General features: G+C 63.6%; 13 protein-coding genes and 1 other RNA gene. 7 read left to right on the forward strand and 7 right to left on the reverse strand.

Annotation, left to right across the window (positions count from 1 at the left end; all coding sequences use genetic code 11):
- Position 1 precedes the first annotated feature (1 nt).
- The 3 genes from cobA to hemL all read left to right on the forward strand — a co-directional run bounded on the left by cobA (position 2) and on the right by hemL (position 3842).
- Positions 2 to 1492 (forward strand): uroporphyrinogen-III C-methyltransferase, encoded by a 1491-nt coding sequence (gene cobA, locus D1159_RS01250; RefSeq protein WP_161843888.1) that lies wholly within the window; start codon positions 2 to 4, stop codon positions 1490 to 1492.
- Positions 1493 to 1578: 86 nt separating this feature from the next.
- Complete coding sequence (gene hemB / locus D1159_RS01255) at positions 1579 to 2562, forward strand: porphobilinogen synthase (RefSeq protein ID WP_161843889.1); 984 nt, start codon at positions 1579 to 1581, stop codon at positions 2560 to 2562.
- Positions 2559 to 3842 carry a glutamate-1-semialdehyde 2,1-aminomutase gene (gene hemL, locus D1159_RS01260; RefSeq protein WP_161844082.1) on the forward strand — a complete coding sequence of 428 codons (1284 nt, stop codon included), beginning with the start codon at positions 2559 to 2561 and terminating at the stop codon, positions 3840 to 3842. The genes hemB and hemL overlap by 4 nt, the downstream gene beginning before the upstream one ends.
- Positions 3843 to 3845: 3 nt before the next feature.
- Here the strand turns inward: hemL and ypeB are convergent, their stop codons facing one another.
- Positions 3846 to 5213: a germination protein YpeB gene (gene ypeB / locus D1159_RS01265; RefSeq protein WP_161843890.1), complete on the reverse strand. Its 1368-nt coding sequence runs from the start codon at positions 5211 to 5213 to the stop codon at positions 3846 to 3848.
- Between the two features lie 328 nt (positions 5214 to 5541).
- Between ypeB and D1159_RS01270 the strand changes: the two genes are divergently transcribed.
- Positions 5542 to 6180 (forward strand): flavodoxin family protein, encoded by a 639-nt coding sequence (locus D1159_RS01270; RefSeq protein WP_161843891.1) that lies wholly within the window; start codon positions 5542 to 5544, stop codon positions 6178 to 6180.
- Between the two features lie 156 nt (positions 6181 to 6336).
- On the opposite strand, the gene D1159_RS01275 is transcribed toward D1159_RS01270, so the two are convergent.
- The 4 genes from D1159_RS01275 to D1159_RS01290 all read right to left on the reverse strand — a co-directional run bounded on the left by D1159_RS01275 (position 6337) and on the right by D1159_RS01290 (position 9445).
- On the reverse strand, positions 6337 to 6990 hold the full coding sequence (locus tag D1159_RS01275) for an HAD family hydrolase (RefSeq protein ID WP_161843892.1): 654 nt from the start codon (positions 6988 to 6990) through the stop codon (positions 6337 to 6339).
- A 95-nt stretch (positions 6991 to 7085) separates the two neighbouring features.
- Entirely contained in the window at positions 7086 to 8111 is a 1026-nt protein-coding gene (locus D1159_RS01280) for an inorganic phosphate transporter (protein WP_161843893.1), read from the reverse strand.
- Positions 8112 to 8202: 91 nt separating this feature from the next.
- Positions 8203 to 8769, reverse strand: coding sequence for a phosphatase PAP2 family protein (locus D1159_RS01285; protein WP_161843894.1), 567 nt, complete (start codon positions 8767 to 8769; stop codon positions 8203 to 8205).
- 154 nt (positions 8770 to 8923) lie between these two features.
- Entirely contained in the window at positions 8924 to 9445 is a 522-nt protein-coding gene (locus D1159_RS01290; protein WP_161843895.1) for a DUF4330 domain-containing protein, read from the reverse strand.
- 153 nt (positions 9446 to 9598) lie between these two features.
- Between D1159_RS01290 and csaB the strand changes: the two genes are divergently transcribed.
- Both csaB and D1159_RS01300 read left to right on the forward strand, forming a co-directional pair.
- Complete coding sequence (csaB, locus tag D1159_RS01295; RefSeq protein ID WP_161843896.1) at positions 9599 to 11824, forward strand: polysaccharide pyruvyl transferase CsaB; 2226 nt, start codon at positions 9599 to 9601, stop codon at positions 11822 to 11824.
- A 45-nt stretch (positions 11825 to 11869) separates the two neighbouring features.
- Positions 11870 to 12949, forward strand: a complete 1080-nt coding sequence (locus D1159_RS01300) for a hypothetical protein (RefSeq protein WP_243152044.1) — start codon at positions 11870 to 11872, stop codon at positions 12947 to 12949.
- Positions 12950 to 13798: 849 nt separating this feature from the next.
- On the opposite strand, the gene ssrS is transcribed toward D1159_RS01300, so the two are convergent.
- Positions 13799 to 13999: non-coding RNA, 6S RNA (gene ssrS, locus D1159_RS01310), on the reverse strand.
- Between the two features lie 39 nt (positions 14000 to 14038).
- A complete protein-coding gene (locus D1159_RS01315; protein ID WP_161843898.1) occupies positions 14039 to 14347 on the reverse strand; it encodes a DUF1292 domain-containing protein in 309 nt (102 codons plus the stop codon).
- Between the two features lie 378 nt (positions 14348 to 14725).
- Between D1159_RS01315 and D1159_RS01320 the strand changes: the two genes are divergently transcribed.
- Complete coding sequence (locus D1159_RS01320) at positions 14726 to 17446, forward strand: transglycosylase domain-containing protein (protein WP_161843899.1); 2721 nt, start codon at positions 14726 to 14728, stop codon at positions 17444 to 17446.
- Positions 17447 to 17497 lie beyond the last annotated feature (51 nt).

The following is a 17497-nucleotide window of genomic DNA, read 5'->3' on the forward strand; positions in this document are numbered from 1 at the left end:
TATGGCGGGAGGCGTCATTCTGGTGGGCGCGGGGCCGGGGGACCCGGGGCTTTTCACCGTACGGGGCCGGGAGGTGCTGACCCAGGCGGAGGTGGTGGTCTACGACCGGCTGGTGGATCCCCAGATACTGGCCCTGATCCCCCAAAACGCCATTAAAATTGACGCAGGCAAGGAGGCGGGCCGCCACCCCGTCCCCCAGAGCGAGATCAATCGGATGTTAGTTCAGTATGGAGGGATGGGAAAGCGGGTGGTCCGCCTCAAGGGAGGCGACCCCTTCCTGTTCGGCCGGGGCGGAGAGGAGCTGGAGGCGCTGGCGGAAGCGGGAATCCCCTTTGAGGTGGTCCCCGGGGTGACCTCCGCCCTGGCGGCGCCGGCCTATGGAGGCATTCCAGTGACCCACCGGACCTTTGGCTCATCCCTGCATATTATTACGGGCCACCGGCGGAGGGGAGAGCCGTTAGAGATCGACTTTGAGGCGCTGGTCCGGGCCGGCGGGACGCTGGTGTTCTTGATGGGAGTGGCCAGTCTGCCGGAGATCTGCGCCGGCCTGCTGGCGGCGGGGCTGGATCCCAATACCCCGGCGGCGGTGATCGAGGGGGGGACCACGCCTCGCCAGCGGCGGATCAGCGCCGCTGCGGGGAATCTGGCGGAGCGGGCGGCGGAATGCCGTGTGGCCAGTCCGGCAGTCAGCGTCTTCGGTCCGGTGTGCGCCCTGGCAGACCAGCTGGACTGGTTTGACGCCCTGCCCCTGAAGGGAAAGCGAATTGTGGTGACGCGGTCGGAAAACCGGGCGGGGACGCTGTCCCAACGGCTGCGGCTGCTGGGGGCGGATGTGTGGGAGTGCCCCTGCATCCGGACGGCGCCCATTGCGCCCTGCCCACGGCTGACGGAGGCGGTGGAAGCGCTGGAGCGCTATGAGTGGGTGGTCTTTACCAGCCCCGCCGGGGTGGAGGTCTTCTGGGATCACCTGCACCGGCGGGGGAAGGACGCCCGGGCTCTGGGCGGGCGCTGTCTGGGGGCCATTGGCCCAGGCACCGCCGAAGCCCTGAAAAAGCACGGCCTGCTGGCGGATCTGACGCCGGAGATCTACGACGGCGCCCACCTGGGCGCGGCTTTGGCGGAGCGGGCCGGGGGGCGGGTGCTGCTGCCCCGGGCGGCGGAGGGGGGCGCGGCCCTGACCCAGGCGCTGGAAAGAGCAGGCATTCCCTATGACGATATTCCCATCTACCGCACGGTATACGAAACGGCGGAGGTGGCGGCTTTGCAGGCGGCGGTGGCGGCGGGGACAGTGGACGCCGTAACCTTCACCTCGGCCTCCACGGTGCGGGGATTTCTGGCCGCGGTAGGGGAAGAAGCGGACTGCTCCAAGGTGCTGGGCGTCTGCATCGGGGAACAAACTGCCGCCCAGGCCAGACAGGCGGGGATCCCGGTGATAATTGCGGAGGAGGCCACCATAGACGCGCTGATTCAGGCGGCGGAGAAAGCCCTGTGAACCCAGCTTCGCGAAAAAAGATCCGCCGGTTGGGCATCTTGCCATGTTTCAAACACGGCCTAAATTGCAATAAGGAGGAATCAGTTATGGATTTGACCATCCGCCCCCGCCGGCTGCGGGGGAATGAGCGGATTCGCCGGCTGTGCCGGGAAACCCGCATGTCTCCGGACAGCCTGATTTACCCCATTTTTGTGGACGAGGGCTTGATAGGCGCCCGGCCCATTGACTCTTTGCCGGGGCAGTGCCACTATGGGCTGGACTGCGTGGGACAGGCGGTGGAGGAGTGTCTGGCCCACGGGGTGAAGCAGTGCATTCTCTTCGGCCTGCCGGGGAAGAAGGACGCCCACGGCTCGCCGGCCTGGGACAAAAAGGGGGTCATCCAGCGGGCCGTCAGGGCCATCAAGGCCCAGTATCCCGATTTTTACGTGATCACCGATGTGTGCCTGTGCGAATATACGGACCACGGCCACTGCGGTATCCTGTGCGGGGAGACGGTGGACAACGACAAGACCCTGGAAGTGTTGGCCAAGACAGCGCTCTCCCACGCCCAGGCCGGGGCGGATATGGTGGCCCCCTCAGACATGATGGATGGGCGGATCGCTGCCATTCGGGGGACGCTGGACAAGCACGGCTTTGAGAACACTCCCATCTTATCCTATGCAGCCAAGTATGCCTCCGCCTTTTACGGTCCCTTCCGGGCGGCGGCGGGGTCTGCCCCCGCCTTCGGGGACCGGCGGGGGTATCAGATGGACCCCCACAACGGGAGAGAGGCGCTGAAGGAGTGCGCGCTGGACGCGGCGGAGGGGGCGGATATTTTAATGGTAAAGCCCGCCCTGGCCTATCTGGATGTGATCCGGGCCTGCGCGGAGCGGTTTGACTTGCCTGTGTGCGCCTACTCCGTGTCGGGGGAGTACGCCATGGTAAAGGCCGCCGCCGCCGCCGGACTGATTGACGAGTACCGGGTGATGTGCGAGAGCGCGGTGTCGGTCTTCCGGGCAGGGGCCAATCAGCTTATTACCTACTATGCCAAAGAGCTGGCTCAGGCCATAAAGAAGGGGGATATCGGCTGATGACCTCACAGCAGCTGTTTGATCAGGCCGTGCAGGTATTGCCTGGGGGAGTGAACTCCCCGGTGCGGGCCTTCCGGGCGGTAAACCTGGTCCCCCAGTTCATCCAGCGGGCGCAGGGCGCCCGCGTCTGCGACGTGGAGGGCCGGGAATACCTGGACTATGTATGTTCCTGGGGCCCCATGATTCTGGGGCACAACCACCCGGCTATCCGGGAGGCGGTGGAGCAGGCGGTAAAAGACGGCCTCTCCTTCGGCGCGCCCACGCAGCGGGAGGTGGAGATGGCCCAGCTCATGGTGGAGCTGGTGCCCCACATCGAGATGGTGCGGATGGTCAACTCGGGGACCGAGGCGGTGATGTCTGCCGTCCGGCTGGCCCGGGGAGCCACCGGGCGGGATAAGATCCTCAAGTTCGAGGGATGCTACCACGGACACAGCGACTGCCTGCTGGTAAACGCCGGATCCTCCGCGCTTGCGGGGGGATATCCAAGCTCGGCGGGGGTGCCGGCAGACGTGGCAAGGCATACCCTGACGGCCCAGTTCAACGACCTGGCCGGTGTGGAGGCGCTGTTGGAGGCCTATCCCGGACAGGTGGCCTGCGTCCTTGTGGAGCCGGTGGCGGCCAACATGGGGGTAATCCCGCCTGCGCCGGACTTTCTGCCTGGCCTGCGCCGGCTGTGCGACAGGCATGGGGCGCTGCTGATCTTTGACGAGGTGATCACCGGCTTCCGGCTGGGCCTGGGGGGCGCCCAGGACTATTTCGGCGTTCGGGCGGATATTGTCACCTTCGGCAAGATCATCGGCGGGGGAATGCCGGTGGGGGCCTACTGCGCCAGCCGGGCGCTGATGGAACAGGTGGCCCCCTGCGGAGCGGTGTATCAGGCGGGGACCCTGTCGGGAAACCCGGTGGCCATGGCCGCCGGGCTGGCCCAGCTGCGGTGGCTGCGGGATCACCCGGAGGTGTATTCCCACATCGACCGTCTGGCAGCCCTTCTGGCGGAGGGCCTGGAGGGCGCGGCGGAGCGCGCCGGCGCCGCCGTGTCCGTCAACCGGATCGGCAGTCTGCTGGCGCCCTTCTTTACCCCCAGCCCGGTGAGCGCCTTTGTGGACGCCAAGGGCAGCGACGTAGGGAAATACGCCCAATACTTTGCCAACATGCTGGACCGGGACATCTACCTGGCCCCGGCCCAGTTTGAAGCCATGTTTTTGTCCGCCGCCCACAGCGAGGAGGACGTGGCCCGGACGATCTCCGCAGCGGAAGAATCCCTGGCAGGGCTTTCGTAGGGATTAAAGCACCAGCGTGCCGCTGCTGTCCTCCAAAAGGAGCAAAATGCGTTCCTGCTGTCCGGTCTGAGCGTCGACGTAGATGAGGCAGTGCCGGCCTTCCCCGTCCTGACACTTGAACTCATGACAGAAGACCTCGTTTTCCCCGCTGGTGGGGATGACGGCCAGGCGGCGGCTGAGCACCTCCAAGCAGTCGGGCACCCGGGCGGCGGCCTCCGCCTGAGAGACCGCCGGGGCGGGGAGGGTGCGCTGCTGGTGGTTCATCAGGTAGTTCCGGGCGTCGAAGCCCACTACGTCCCCGTTGTCCAGAGAGATGGAGACCTTGATCAAGTCGGGATAGCAGAGCACATCCCCCTGAAGGGCGGCGAAATTGACGGTGAGCACATGGCCCTGGTCGATGAAATAGGTTTCAGTCAGGTCGGGATAGCCCCGCTGCCGCAAAAAGGCTTTGGCCTTGTCCGCGGCCTGTTCCTGGGAGAGGGAAGCCTCCCCGGCCGGCCGGGAGGTGAGAACGCAGAGAACCCGTCCCCCCTGCTGGGTGACCTCCACATAGACCTCTCCGCCGTTGACCTGGGCGGAAAAGCCGTAGGCGGGCATCTGCTCCCCGCCCTGGGATACCAGGGTGAACACGGTAGGGGGAAGGTCCAGAAAAGAGGCCGCAATATCCCGGGCCTGGTCCTGGCTGACCACTTCGCACTCCTGAAGCATCCGGGGGGCGCGGTTTGCGATATGGTCGGAGAAGGGACCGTCGTAGATAAGGGCGGGGAGCTCCGGAAACTCACTTTCCACCGTCTGGAAGGAGGAGCCGGCGGGGGTGGTCCCACCGTCCTCCGCCGCCTGGGAGAGCCGGGTTTCCGCCTGAGAGAGGTTTTCGAGGGTAACGGTACCGGCGTACAGATCGGCCTGCAGGGCCTGGAGGGTCTGGCACAGGTGGTCCGTCCGGTGGGAGAGGTCCTCCAGGGCGTCCCACTGCGCCTGGGTGAGCAGCTCCGGCCCCACCCGGGAGAGGGCCATCATATAGTCCCCCGTCTTGGCCAGAAAGGCGGCGGTCTGCTCCAGCTCCACGTTGCCGTAGGGCAGGGCGCCCAGGGCGGTCTGGGCGGCCTGGGATTTATGGAAGGCCTCCGCGCATAGAGAGGAAAACAGGCTGCCGGAGGTGGCGTAGCGCCCCTTTTGCAGGGCGGTGTTCAATCCGGAGACTGATGCGGTGAGCTCCGCGAAAGCGTGCTCGTAGGTTTTGTTCAGCAGGTAGCGGTACTGCGCGGCCTGGGTCTGGCTGTACACCGCCAGACCGGCCAAAGCCAGCACCCCAGCCAGAGAAAAGCTGATGACTCGAACCCGAAACCGGGTGGATTTGGAATGACGCTCCATGTCCTTCGCTCCTTGTCAATCAATGCCATAGCCGCCGTGGCTGAACAGAGGCAAAGGCTTCTTTTCAACGTTTCAGGCGCTTTGGCGATATTATCAAACGATTGGAGCCGCGTCCTGCGGATGGCCGGTAGGGGCGGCTCCCAGCCCCGCCGCCCTACGGTCTTGCAGTGTCAGGGGATTGGCAGATCACAGAGGCGGCTGGAATGTTTGGCGGCGATACAGCTAGTGTGGCACGAAACGGGGCAAACTTGCGCCGCCGGGGAGAAAAAATACCGGATATACCGGAAAATTATGGTGCGGCGGCGCCGTAGGAAAGGAAGAAAATGGTATGATTCACATTGTAGGGCTGTGCGCCAGTCCCCGGCGGGACGGGGCGACGGAATATGTTTTGAGAGAGGCGCTCAAGGCGGCGGAGGCGGTGAGCGGCGAGGTGACCACTCAGCTGGCGGTCATGGCGGGGAAGAAGATCGCCCCCTGCGTGGATTGCCGGGCGTGCATCAAAAATCACAGCTGGTGCGTGATTCCTGACGATATGAGAGAACTGATTGAGCTGTTTGTCAAGGCGGACGGCATCCTGGTGGCCTCCCCGGTGTACTGTATGGGCCCCGCGCCCCAGCTGTCCGCCTTCTGCTCTCGTCTGCGGGCCATCCGGGACTGCTTCCCTGACCTGCTGAAGGGGAAATTTCTGGGGGCCATCGCCGTGGGCGGCACCCGCAATGGGGGACAGGAGACCGTCGTTGCAGGGATCCACAACCTGTTCGGCATCCGGGGGATGAATATCGTCACCAACGAGGCCAGGGAGTACATGGGGGGCCGGGTGTGGTCCGACGACCGGGGGGCCGAGGGGGCGGCGGGGGACGCGGTCGGCATGGCCGGAGCCCTTTCTCTGGGCCGCCGTCTGGCGGAGACCACGCTGATCTATTCCTACGGCAGGCAGGTGTGGCTGGAAAAGCAGGGGCGCATGTAAGAACCTGTTTTCATAACCGTTGGACACCGTGGGGTCTTTTGCCGCCCCGGGACGGGAAAAAACCCCACGGCAATCCAGCGGCCTCCCGGTTGTGAATACAGGGTCTAAGTAAAAACCCGCAGGACGGCGATTTTTGCCGTCCTGCGGGTTTTGATATTATACAAGTCCTAAGGCCTGGACAAGCTGGTCCGGGGCGGCGGCGATGTGGGAAGCGCCGTGCCGGGCGAGGAAGGGGGCGTCCCGAAAGCCCCAGGAGACTGAAATGCAGTCCATGCCTGCGCTGCGGGCGGTGTCAATGTCCACGTCAGAGTCCCCCACGTAGACCGCCCGGGCGGCGGGGACGCGCAGCTGCTCCAAAGCGGCGAAGACGGTGTCGGGGGCGGGCTTTTTCCGCACAGCGGGGGACTCGCCGATGGCCACGGGGACCCGGGGGCCGAAGTAGTGCCGGCACAGCTCCTTCACCGCCCCGTCAAATTTATTGGAGACCACCGCCACCCCGACCCCGGCGGCGGACAGGCGGTCCAGGAGGGGCAGAACGCCGGGGTAGGGGGCGGTTTTATGGCGCATGTTGGTGAGGTAGTGGGCGCGGAATAGGGCGAGACAGCGCTGCGTCTCCTCCTCCGGCGTGCCCGCCGGAACGGCCCGGTGGATGAGATTGGCCACGCCGTTGCCCACAAACTGCCGTACCTCCTCCCGGGTGCGGGTGGGAAAAGCGCAGGCGGTCAGGGCGTGGTTGGTGCTGCCGGCCAGATCGTCCAAGGTGTTGAGCAGAGTACCGTCCAAATCGAAAATAACAGCGTCATAGCGCATAAGCTCACTCGCTTTTGATTTTATTTAGGGCCTCCGCGCCTTGGAAAGAGGCGATCTGGAAGCAGTCCAGAAAGCATTATAGCACGGCGGTCCGGTCAGCGCAAGAGCAGGCGCGCCAGCAAAAAGCCCAGGGCAGCGCAGCCGGGGAAGGTAAAGAGCCAGGTGAGCAGGATGGATCCAACGGCGGTGCGGTTGGGCTGCCGGCCCAGAGCGGTCCCCGCCCCCAGAATGGCGGAGGTTTTGGCGTGGGTGGTGCTCACCGGCAGGCCCAGCAGAGTACACAGCAGCAGGATCCCGCCCCCCGCCAGATCCGCAGACAGACCGGCGGCGGGGGAGAGGGGGACCAGTCCGCTGCCCACTTTTTCCACAATGCGCCGTCCCCCCACCAGCGTGCCGAAGGCCATGGTGAGGGCGCACAGGAGAATAAGCCACAGGGGGATGACAAAGAGCTCCGGATCCCACCTGCCCTGGGCCAGAGCGGCGCCCAGGAGGAAGACCCCCAAAAATTTCTGTCCGTCCTGTGCCCCGTGGAGAAAGGCCATGGCGGCGGCGCCGGTGATCTGTCCCGCCCGGCAAAGGGCGGGGGAGAGGGGAGCGCGGGCCAGGGGACGGGCGAGGACTCGGCCCAGCCGCCAGCCCAGCCAGACCGAGAGGGCGAGGCCCAGCGCCACCCGCCCCCAGGGCTGGGGCCGGAGATTGGACCATCCCCCCGGCAGGGCCAGCGCCGCCCCGGCCAGCCCGGCCAGCAGGGCATGGCTCTCACTGGTGGGGATGCCGAAATACCAGGCGAACACGGCCCACAGCACCACGGCAGTGAGGGCGGCGCACAGGGCGGCGCAGGCGGTGGCGGCGTCGCCCCCAAAGTCGGCGGCGGCGTTCACCGTCTGGGCCACGGCGGGGAAGAAGAGCGCGGCGGTGAGCACCCCGGCCAGATTACAGCCTGCGGCCAGAGCCGCCGCCCGCCGGAAAGAGAGCGCCCCAGCGGCCACGGCGGTGGCAATGGCATTGGGGGCGTCGGTCCAGCCGTTGACCAATAATACAGCCAGCAGCAGCCCGCTGACAAGGGCCAAAGCGGGGGTGCGCAGGGCGCAGGACAAGAACGCAAACGCAGACAAAGGCAAAAAGACCACCTCCACCGTAACTATACGGCGCAGGTGGTCCAAATAGTAGGGGCGTCCAGTATTCCGCCAAGTCAGAAATTTGTACAGGGGTTCAAGCAGACGCCTGGGCGTTGCCTGGGGGCGTGTCTGCCCCCAGGTTCCAAAGGGCCAAAGCGGCCAGGGCAGCCAAAGTGCCAATGAGGGCGCCGGCAAGGACGTCGCTGGGGTAGTGAACCCCAACGTAAAGCCGGGACAGCCCCATGACAACGGCGGCCCCCAGAGCAGTGGCTCTCCCCCAGGCCCAGGGGAGGGTTTTCAGCCAGACCACGCCGGCGGCGAAAGCGGCGGTGGTGTGCCCGGAGGGAAAAGAGTTGGGGTCACGTTCCGCCACCAGAGGGAGCAGTCCCTCCACCATGAGCCAGGGCCGGGGCCGGGCGATGAGGTGCTTGAGGGCTGCGTTAGTAGCCAGCATCCCCAGCAGCAGGGCCAGCAGAGCGCAGGCGCCAGACCGGCGGGTGGGTCTGAAGATCAGCAGGGCCGCCGAGAGGGTGAGCCACAGCAGGCCGGCGTCGCCCAGCCGGGTGAACCAGGTAAAAAAGGCGGTGAGGGCCGGAGTGCGCAGGAACTCCTGCACCCAGAGGAGAATCGTTCCCTCCGGCCGCAGCAGCAGGTCAAACATAGGCAAGCTCCTTTGCGGGTGAAGTTTTGGCGCGTCCGTTTCGGCCGCTCAGAAGAGGGCGAAAGGCGCGTTGGAAATTTGCGGCGCAAGCGTATAAAACAGCGGGACGGCAATCCTCCGCCCCGCTGTGAAATGATTGTGAATACTACGGTGCTCAGGCCACGTCTTCCCAGACGCAGTCGGTAATAAGACCGCCTGGGAACTCAAAGTGGACGGTCTTCAAGTTGTGGCCCTTGCCGATGCGGACTTCCTGGGTGCCCACCTCATTGAGGGCCCGGTTAGGCACGACGGCCTCCACCGTAAAGGTGAGATCCAGCAGATTGTCGGCCAGGGGCAGGGTGAGGGCGCCGCTGCTGGAGCTGATGGTCACCGTGTTCTGATGGGGGGCGGAGACCACCGAAACTACATGGGCATTGAGCAGAGCGCCGGAGGCCATAAGCTGGTCGCCGCCCTCCTGCTCCACGTACTGCCGCAGGGATTCGTAGACCTGGGGGTATACGTTGTTGACCTGCACGGTATAGGTAATCTTGGCCTGGCTGGCGGTGGCGCCGGGAAGCACACCGTTTTTGCCCAGCAGCTTCAGTCCCACCATAATGGCCGCCAGGGCCAGAAGGATCAGGACCAGCAGGTCTACAATATTGATTTTTCCAAACAGTCTGCCTTTCTCGTCTAACATCTTTTGCAGCCTCCGAGGTTGTAAATTTACCGTTACATGGTGTACAATAAAGATGCGCGTGTCCGCTGGACAAACTCTGCGCAATGAGCGGTTATGTTGTATTGTATCATACTTCCAGCAATGGAACAAGTCTTTTTTCACAGGGGAGGTCCCATGAAAGTTATTCATCTTATCAGCGGCGGCGACAGCGGCGGCGCCAAAACCCACGTCCACAGCCTGCTCCACAGTCTGAGCCGGGTTGCGGAAGTGACTATGGTCTGCTTTATGGACGGTCCCTTTGCCCAGGAGGCCCGGGCACTGGGCATCCGGACCGAGATCTTTCCCGGGCACAATCTGGCGGCGACTTACTATAAGCTCAAGCGGTTTATCCGGGAGGGCGGGTACCAGATCATCCACTGCCATGGCGCCCGGGGCAACATGATGGGGGCGCTGCTGCGCCGGTCCACCGGCCTGCCGGTGGTGACCACCGTCCACTCCGACTACCGGCTGGACTACCTGGGACGTCCTCTGGCCCGGCTGTTTTACGGCACCACCAATACCCTGGCTCTGCGGCTCATCGACTACCGCATCGGCGTGTCCGACGCCATGACGGATCTGCTCATCTCCCGGGGGTTTGCCCCGGACAAGCTCTTTACCATTTACAACGGCATCGACTTCACTCCCCGCACTGCGGCCCGAGGCCGGGCGGAGTACCTGGCGGACATGGGCCTGGAAGCTGGGGAGGACAGCGTTGTGGTGGGCATCACCGCCCGGCTCAATCCGGTGAAGGACGTGGCCACGCTGATCCGGGGGTTCGCAAAAGCCTATCAGAGCGCGCCCCAGCTGCGGCTGCTCATCGCGGGGGACGGAGAGGAACGCGCCCGGCTGGAGGAGTTGGTGCGGGAGCTTGGGGTGGAGGGCCAGACGGCCTTCACCGGCTGGATCAACGACACCGACAGTTTTTATCACGCCATTGACATCAACAGCCTCACTTCCCTGTCGGAGACCTTCCCCTACTCCCTCACCGAGGGGGCCCGGGCGGGCCTGCCCACGGTGGCCAGCCGGGTGGGCGGGGTGCCCTATCTCATTGAGGACGGGGTCACCGGCCTGCTCTTCGAGGCCAGGGACGCCGACGGCCTGGCCAGGCAGCTGGTCACCCTGGCCAGGGATGCCGGCCTGCGCCGCCACCTGGGCCAGCGGCTGGAACAGAAGGCCAGAGAGGAGTTCTCCCTGGAGTCCACCCTGCGGCGGCAGATGGCCATTTATGAGACCATTCTCCGCCGCCGGGCCCGCAGCGCGGGCCGGCGGGACGGGGTGCTGGTATGCGGGGCCTACGGCCGGGGAAATGCCGGGGATGACGCCATTCTGGAGGCCATTGTGACAGAGCTGAGGGGACTTGACCCGGATCTGCCCCTGTGGGTGCTCTCCCGCAGTCCCAAGAGCACCCGCCTCACCTACCGGGTGAACGCCCTCTACACCTTCAACGTCCCCCGCTTTTTATGGCGGATGAGAAGGATCCGGCTGTACATCAACGGAGGCGGATCCCTCATGCAGGACGTGACCAGCCACCGGTCCCTGTGGTTCTATCTGTTCACTATCTCAGCGGCTAAGATCCTTGGGAACAAGGTGCTGATGTACGGCTGCGGCATCGGCCCCATCCACTCCCCGCGCAACCGCCGCCGTGCGGCCAAGGTGCTTCAGAAGCGGGTGGATATCATCACCCTGCGGGACACCCACTCCAGCCAGGAGCTGAAGGGGATGGGGGTGGACCGGCCGGAGCTGGTGCTGTCGGCGGACCCCACGGTGATTCTGCCTGCCGCGCCGGATCCGGTGACAGACGGCATTTTGGAGCGGGAGGGGCTGGACCCACACGGCCGCTATATCGGCTTCACCCTCCGGCCCTGGCCGGGCTTTTCAGAGTGTGCGGCCATATTTGCCGCCTGCGCGGACTACGCCCGGGAGCGCCACGGCCTGGTCCCCGTCTTCCTGCCCATCGAGCGGCGGCTGGATCTGGGGGCGATCCGCCAGGTGACGGAGCAGATGAGGGGGGAGTACCACGTCATCGAGCAGACCGGCAGCTCCGCCCGCACCATTGGCCTGTTTGCCAGGATGCAGGCGGTGGTGTCCATGCGGCTGCACGCGCTGGTCTTCGCTGCCAGCCAGGGCGTGCCCCTGGTGGGAGTGGTGTACGACCAGAAGATCAGCTCCTTCCTGTCCTACATCGGCCAGGATCTCTATCTTGCGCTGGAGGAGCTGACGGAGGAGAAGCTGAAAGGGCAGATCGACCTGGCCTGCCGGCGCATCGGCGACGAGATCTTCCTCACCCAGGGGGTGGACCGGCTGCGCCAGGTGGAGGGCCGCAACGCCGCCGCCGCCGCCCGGCTGCTGGGGCTGGATTGATGGTTCTGTCCCGGGAAGACCGGGTTTTATATGGAGGTTACTTGTTTGAAACAGCTCCTTTGCCTGTCCGACGCGCCGTGGACCGCTGTGCCCAACCGGACCCAGCAGCTGATGGCGCGTCTTCGAAGTGCGCAGATTCTCTTTTTCGGTCCGCCGGCCCGGCGGGGAGATAACAGCTTCCGCCAGCCCGGCCGCCGGGTGCGGCCCAATATTATTGCGTATACCCTGCCCCATATTTTGGGGGCGGAAGAGCGGCACACTTTGCTTTTTCAGCGGGACCAGAAGAGACTGGGCCGTTTTATTGAGCGGGCAATGAGCCGCCACCGCTTTCGGGAGCCGCTGCTGTGGTGTACCACGCCAAGCTATGTCCACCTGTTGGATCTCATTCCCCACCGGGGGCTGGTGTACGACTGCGCCCGGGACTGGTCCTGCCTGCCTATCCGCTGGGAGAGTGAGCTGACCCTGGAGGCGGACGTGGCCTTTGCCGCCTCCCCGGAGCTGGCGGACCACCTGTCCCCCTGTAATGAGAATGTGGCCATTCTGCCCAACGGGGTGAACTATTCCATGTTCTGCCAGCAGAGCCTGCCGTCCAACGAAATCCAGAGCCTGCGCCGGGGCAGGCCCATCCTCGGCTATGCCGGGCCCCTGTGGCGGGATCTGGATCTGCGTCCTCTGATTGCAGCGGCGCAGGCCATGCCGGAGGCCGGCTTTGTGCTGGCAGGCGCCAGGGAGGACTGCCCCCTGGACCGGCTGCCCCCCAACGTGTACTGTCTGGAGCCGGGTGCGGCGGCGGATCTGCCCCAGTCCCTGTCTTATTTTGACGTGTGCCTGAGCTTTCTGCGCCGGCGCCACAGCAACGACATTATCCCCGGCCATATCTATGAGTACCTGTCTGCCGGAAAGCCCATTGTGTGTATGTACGAGCGGGATCAGGTGGAGTGCTTTCCCGACGTGATCTACGGGGCGTACTCCACAAAAGAGTTTGCCCAGCTGTGCCGGCGGGCGCTGGCAGAGACCGGAGATTGGGCCCGCAAGCGCCGTCAGGCCTATGGCGAGGCGGCCTCATGGCCCAGGCGGGCCCAGGAGGTGGAGCGGATTCTGGAGGGCATCGGGCTGTATGACTGACAAAGGGGGGCGGAAGAAATGGACAGCCGGGCGGCGCTGCTGTCAGCGGTGAGCGAAACGATCCGGCGGGAGGCGGAGAGCGGCCCGCCGCGGGGATATAATATTTTCCGTGTTCTGGAGGCTTCGGCCAAGGAGGTGGTGATGTGCCGCTTCCTGGCGGATCTGCTGAATCCGGAGGGGGCCCACGGGTGCGGCATTCTCTTTTTGAAATCCTTCTTTCAGCAGGTGCTGAAGCGGGACGGGGGGAGCGACACCCTGCTGGCCCATACGGATGTGGCCACGGAATTTGTCACCGGGGCCGGCCGGCGGATTGACCTGGTGATTCAAAACGCCCGGTGCGTGCTTCCGATTGAGGTGAAGCTATACGCCGGGGAGCAGGAGGGGCAGTGCTATGACTACTATGAATGGGCGAAACAGTTTGACCCGGAGACTCAGATTATCTACCTGACCCGGTTTGGCGCCCCGCCCACCAGATATAGCCGGCAGGAGAAAGGCGGCGTCCGTGTGCTGCCGGCGGAGAAGATTCTGTGCGTCTTCTGGGAGCGGGAGATCTGCGGATGGCTGACGGCGCTGCTGGATCAGCTGAGCCAGCCGGTGCGGTGTCTGGTGGCTGACCTGGTGCTACCCAGACGGAAGGCGGCAGCTGGGGGATGGCCAGGATATACCGGATTTCAAGGAGATGAATCCCTGCGCCGCCGGCCTTGTGGAGGAGTGCAGGCGCAAAGCGTATGTCAAAAGAGTGGCGGCGGTGTTCAAACGGCATATTTTAAGCCGCCTGTTGTCCCATTGAGACAGGCGGCAGGAGAGCCGTTCTGGGGTAAAAGAAAACCCCACGGATTTTCATCCGTGGGGGACCCCGCTCTGGCCGTGCGGACCCATTTAAAACCTGCACGTAATGGCAGGGTGGGTTGTCTCCACGCCGCTTCCTCGCTTCCAACTTCCAACTTCCCCGAAGGGGGCCGGGAGGCCTGCGATCCACGGCGTGAGGGCGACATCCCGTTTAAGAGATGTGGGTTTAAATAAAGCCCGTCACGCACCGAGCAGGAAACTTTTTCACGTTAACTTTGACAGGATCCGGCGCTGCCGGGGCTAATCGCCGTCCTCATCCTCCAGGAGCTCTTGCAGAAACAGCTCATAGACTGCGTCCAGCTCCTCCTGGCTGTCCAGAGTGGAGAGAAGCTCCTCCCCGTCCTCTCCCTGGATTACCTTCAGGATGACCAGACCGTCATCCTCACCCTCCGCCTCGTCCTCTTGGGTGTCCTCATCGCTTTCGATTACAGTCAGGAAGGACATATAGACGGTCCCCTGGTATTCCAGGGTGGAGCAGTACTCCAGCTCAAACTCGTTGCCGTCCTCATCGGTGAGAGTAATAAACTCACCGCCAAATTCGCCGCTCATCGCTTCACCGCTTTCCGTTGGTCTGTACATCCGTAAAGGACCGGCCAAACCGCCGGGGCGATTTGCTGCCGTCTTTATTGTAACCCGAAGGGACCAAAAAAGCAATAAGAAAGCGTGGCAAATTTTTTTAAACTGGGGGAGGGAAAGCAAAAAGTCTGGCGGGCCAGGGGGAGAAATATGGCCTGCGCAGGGAGAATTTTTCTTAAATAAGGAAATTTAGGAATAATATAGGGTGGACAACTGCCGGACCTATGCTATAATAAGGATACCATCGGTTGACTTTTGGAAATTGATGGTATCGTGACAGCGACGTGAAGCATTGACTGGCAGGGCTGCTTTTACAGCGGGCCATGCAAAAGATACGCCGGAGGTGTCATTTTGGGGACAACAACGAATTCAAATGAGAAGAAACGAAAAAAGAAAGGGGGCATTGGCCGGGTCATCGCCGGTTTTTTCAAGATACTGGGCACCCTGATTTTAATTGGCATTGTGACCTGTGCCTTTCTGGCCTGCTTTGCGGTGGACTATATCAAAGAGGTCATTCTGCCTGATGCCCATGTGGAGGCGCAGTCCTATTCCACTGCCTTGGCAAGCACGATTTACTATATCGACAAAAATACCGGGCAGGAGGTGGAGTATCAATCCCTCTACGGGACAGAGAACCGGGTGTGGATCAAATACGACGAGATTCCGGAGGATCTGATCAACGCCACCATCGCCATTGAGGACAAGCGGTTTGAAGAGCACAGCGGCGTGGACTGGCTGCGCACCGGCCGCGCCGTTCTGAGTATGCTGGAGGGGCGCAATATCCAGGGCGGCTCCACCCTAACCCAGCAGCTGCTCAAGAATATGACCCAGTACAAGGACGTGACGGTGAAGCGGAAGATTCTGGAGATCTTCCGCGCCCTGGATTTTGAGAAGAACCACACCAAAAAGGAAATTCTGGAGCTCTATCTCAACTATATCTTTCTGGGCCAGAAGTGCTACGGCGTGGCCACCGCGGCGGAGTACTACTTCGGCAAGGACGTGCGCAATCTGAGTTTGGCAGAGTGCGCCAGCCTGATCAGCATTACCAATAACCCGTCCATCTATAACCCCTATATCATGAAGGCGGACAACCCTACCTGGGGCCGGGACAACAACGCCGAGCGGGCGCTGAATGTGCTGAGTCAGATGCTTGAACAGGGGAAGATCACCCAGTCGGAGCACGACCGGGCGGCGGCGGAGATCAGGGCCGGCCTCAACTTCACCCAGGGAGAGGGCGATGAAGAGAACACCACTGTGCTCAGCTGGTATTCCGAGCAGGTAGTGCAGGACGTAATGCGGGATCTCCAGGAGAAGTTCCAGTGCTCCAGCGAGGTGGCCAGCAACATGGTGTACAGCGGCGGCCTGAAGATCTACGCCTGCATTGACCCGGAGGTTCAGGCTGTGGTGGACCAGGTCTATCTGAATCGGGAGAACCTGCCCCAGGTCTCCTCCAAAGGGGAGCAGCTGGAGTCCGCCGCCGTGGTGATCGACAATGAGGGCAACGTGGTGGCTATCGCGGGCGCCATGGGGGAAAAGCAGGCAAATAAGGTGTGGAACTACGCCACAAGGGCCTCCCGGCAGCCGGGCTCCTCCATTAAGCCGCTGTCCGCCTATGCCCCTGGCATTGACCTAGGGATCATCACGCCCCACTCGGTCTTTGACGACACGCCGGTGAGTGTGGTGGGCGGCCGGGCCTGGCCCTCCAACTCCTACGCCTACTACTGGGGCCGGGAGCTGGTGAGCAAGGCGGTGGAGCAGTCCTCCAATGCTGTGGCAGTGCGGGTGGTACAGGCCATCGGCGTGGAGCAGTCCTTTGACTATATGGAAAACCGCTTCCACATCGACCTGGTGGATTCGGAGGTCATCCGGGGCAAGGAGGCCACGGACAAGGACTACAGCCCCCTGGCCCTGGGGGGCGTGACCAAGGGCATCAGCGTGCTGGACATGGCCACGGCCTACTCGGTCTTCCCCCGCAGCGGCATCTATCTGGCGCCCAGAACCTACTCAAAGGTGACGGATTCTGACGGAAAAGTGATTCTGGACAACACGTCAGAGCCAGAGCAGGCGGTAAAGGCCACAACGGCCTGGTATGTCAACGACATGCTCAAGGACGTCATCCGCAATCCCAGCGGGGTGGCCACCGGTACGGAGGCCTACTTCCCCGACATGACCATCGCCGGAAAGACCGGCTCCACCAACGACTACCGGGACCGGTGGTTTGTGGGCTACTCGCCCTACTACACCACTGCGGTGTGGACGGGCTATGCCGACTACCCGGAGCGCATCGGGCCCGGCTCCAAGAATCCGGCGGCCCAGATGTGGCGCAGGATTATGGAACCCATCCATCAGGACCTGGAGAACAAGGATTTCCCCGACCCGGGCGGCCGGGAGACCGTGAACATCTGTCTGGACAGCGGAATGCGGGCGGGCCCCAGCTGCGCCCAGGATCCCAGAGGGAACCGGGTGATTGCCGCCCAGTTCTTCCCAGGCACCCAGCCCAGCGGACACTGCGAGGTTCATACTGCCATTGAGGTGTGCGCGGCGCCTGTGACCAAGGAAGACGGGAGCACCGGGGTGCGCTACTACCAGGCCACGGAGTTCTGTCCCAGAGAGGGCAACGTGGCGGAGATCGAGCCTACAGTGCGCACCATCGCGCTGCTGGCGGTGGATCGGGAGTATGTCAACGGCGCAAAGGTGGCCCGGGACGAGGAGTATCTGCTGAGCAATGTCGAGCATATGGGCCCCTGCCCCGTCCACACCGAGCCGCTGAAGCCGCCGGTGACGGAGTACGACCCGTCCATCTTTAACCCGGAGGATCCCGCCACCTACCCGCCGGAGGGCGCGGAGGGATATGAAAACTTTGACCCCAGCGACCCCGCCACCTGGCCTATTACGGTGCCGCCGGTGTATGTGTCGCCCAGTCCCACGCCCTCTGTGGAACCGCCGCCGCCGGCTGTGACGACGATACCGCCGGAGGCGTCCCCCACGCCGGAACCTACACCTACACCCACACCGCTGCCCACCGAGGAGCCCGTGCCGGAGCCCCCGCCGGAGGCGGAGCCGGAGCTCTGATCCGGTTCCCTTTTGTGTGATTCTTTCCTTTGAAGCGTTCCGGCAGCCGGC

This window comes from Pseudoflavonifractor sp. 524-17, from assembly GCF_009935845.1.
In the GTDB taxonomy this organism is placed as follows: Bacteria; Bacillota; Clostridia; order Oscillospirales; family Oscillospiraceae; genus Pseudoflavonifractor_A.